Here is a 2,680-nt window from a genome sequence, read left to right on the forward strand (position 1 = left end):
AGTTAAGTTTTCGATTGGCATAACCGGAAACAACTGCTGAATACCCCATACATCAGGCAATGACTGAAATAATGAAAAGTTAACAAAGAGTTTATCGGCAAGCTTTTCGTTTAAATCGTCGAGGACTTCACGGTGCGCGCGCGCATTATTACTAAGCGATGCACGTACACGATGTAAAATAGTAAAGTAAAGCTGCTCTATTTTCGCCCACTCTAGCATGCTTACTAAGCCATGCACGTACTGATCGTGCGCTTCGCTAAATAAGTGCATAGCGTCGTGATAAATCTCAAGTGCCATACGCGGGTTTAAACGCTGTAAACACTGCCACATTTCATCAAGCACTAACGCGCTATTTTCAAGCGGTGGCTCTGGATTTAAATGATTGGGCGCTTTTTCTACGTCAATTACATCGGTAATTAATACCGCATGGTGAGCGGTTAAAGCGCGCCCCGATTCGGTGATAATGGCCGGATGCGTAAGGTTATGCTGATCGCACACCTCTGCAAATGCATTCACTACATTACGCGCGTACTCTTCTACGGTGTAATTCATTGAACACGCACTGCGTGAGCCAGAGCCCTCGTAATCAACGCCTAAGCCACCGCCTACATCAACGGTGTTTAACGGTACGTTTAATTGTGTAAGCTCAGCAAAGTGGCGTGCACATTCACGCAAAGCACGGTGAATATCACGAATGTTGGCAATTTGAGAGCCAATATGAAAATGCACCATTTGCATTAAGTGCAGCTTATTATGCTTTTTCAGCACTTCAACAGCACTTAGTACTTGGCCTGCCGTTAAACCAAACTTACCTTTTTCGCCGCCCGTGTTTTGCCACTTGCCTTTGCCTACTGAGTTTAGGCGAATGCGAATACCAATAGCAGGTTCTATGCCTAGGTTGTCTATTTCTTCAAGTAGTGTGGTTAGTTCTGAAAGCTTCTCTACCACAATTTTTACGCTGTGGCCCATTGCTTGACCAATACATGCTAAGCGTAAAAACTCACTGTCTTTATAGCCGTTACACACAATAGTGATTGGCTCTTTTGCTACGCCCAAAATAGCCATAAGTTCTGGCTTTGAGCCTGCTTCTAGGCCAACAAGTCCGCTTGGATGCGCTAATAGCTTACTTACTACAGAGCGTTGCTGATTTACTTTAATTGGGTAAACACAGGTGTATTTGCCATTATATTCACGATTTGCTCGCGCTTGCGTAAACGCATTAGTAAGTGTGTCTACACGATTTTTTAAAATATCGGTAAAGCGCACTAAAACCGGCAACGTTAAACCTTGTTGTTTAAACTGCTCAGTTAATTGCGTTAAAGAAATGGCCGGTTTTGTTTGGTCGCCATCTGGGTAAGCCACCAGTTCGCCTTGTGCGTTAATATCAAAATAACCATCACTCCAATGAGCAACGTTATAAGTGGCGCGTGCTGTTTCTAAACCCCAGGTCATGGCAACTCTTCTTTAGTCAATTAGGTATAAAGGCGCATTTTAATACGTCACTATCCACTAGGCTAACAAAAATTGAACTTTCACTCACTCCTAACTAACTTTATTCGTCAAATCAGTTAAAATGTCATTGAGCAAAACGCCAAGCACTGGCAGAATTGCCCCTTTTTCATACTCAACCTAAAAAAGTGTAATAGTAACTATGGCAAATTTAGATCAAAGTAAGTGGTTTACTGAAATTAGCGACCGCGATGGCAGCGCATTTTCATTACGTATTAATAAAAAGTTAGATGAAAAACAGTCTCCTTTTCAAAAGGTAGAAATGTTTGAAACCACAGACTTTGGTAATTTAATGATCATCGACGGGTGTACTATGGTAACAACCCGCGAAAACTTCTTTTATCATGAGATGATCAGCCACCCTGCACTTTTAGCGCACCCAAACCCTAAAAACGTCGTTATCATTGGCGGCGGCGACTGCGGTACTTTACGCGAAGTATTAAAACACCCAGGCGTAGAAACTGTAACGCAAATAGATATAGACGAAGTAGTAACGCAAATGTCGTTAAAATACTTCCCAGAGCTTTGTGAATCTAACAACGACACCCGTGCAACGGTTATGTTTGACGACGGTATTAAATACATGCGCGAAGCTGCTGGCGAATCTATCGACGTGGTTATTGTTGATGGCACCGATCCGGTGGGTCCAGGTGAAGGTTTATTTAATCATGCGTTTTACACAAGCTGTTTAGATGCACTGCGCCCAGGTGGTATTTTAGTACAACAAAGCGAATCACCTCTTATGCATATGCCATTATTAGTTGAAATGCGCGAAGCAATGCTAAGCGTAGGCTTTAACGATTTACAAACACTGCCATTCCCGCAACCAATTTACCCAAGCGGTTTATGGTCGGTAACACTTGCACGTAAATCACAAGCATTTGACGGTTTTAGAGAAGACGGCGCAGCACAAATAGCCGAGCATAGCGAATACTACAACAGCGGTATTCATCATGGTGCACTCGCTACACCTAACTACATGAAACGCGCTTTTGATAAAAAATAATACTAATTCACTTTGGCTTTGTTGACTTCTCAAGGTTAAAATTGCATTAAAAAAGGGACTTTTAAAGTCCCTTTTTATTTTTATAATGACTATTCAAACTGAACTCGAGCTAGCAAACAACATAAGTACAGTTATATTTCAAAACCTTAAAGAGCTATCTAACCA

The 2,680-nt window shown here is 41.9% G+C and carries 2 protein-coding genes; one reads left to right on the forward strand and one right to left on the reverse strand.

What is annotated here, in order from left to right:
- Positions 1-1,452: biosynthetic arginine decarboxylase (gene speA / locus H5072_RS16325; RefSeq protein ID WP_182694127.1), on the reverse strand; the 1,452-nt coding region annotated here is incomplete at its 3' end.
- A gap of 199 nt (positions 1,453-1,651) precedes the next feature.
- Here speA and speE point away from each other — a divergent pair.
- A complete protein-coding gene (gene speE / locus H5072_RS16330; protein WP_182694128.1) occupies positions 1,652-2,515 on the forward strand; it encodes a polyamine aminopropyltransferase in 864 nt (287 codons plus the stop codon).
- The last annotated feature ends 165 nt before the right edge of the window (positions 2,516-2,680 follow it).

This window comes from Pseudoalteromonas sp. SR45-5 (genome assembly GCF_014163565.1).
GTDB classification, from domain to species: Bacteria; Pseudomonadota; Gammaproteobacteria; order Enterobacterales; family Alteromonadaceae; genus Pseudoalteromonas; species Pseudoalteromonas distincta.

Excerpts from the sequence above, each read along its gene's own strand:
- speE (WP_182694128.1), top strand. The coding sequence starts at position 1,652 with ATGGCAAATTTAGATCAAAGTAAGTGGTTTACTGAAATTAGCGACCGC.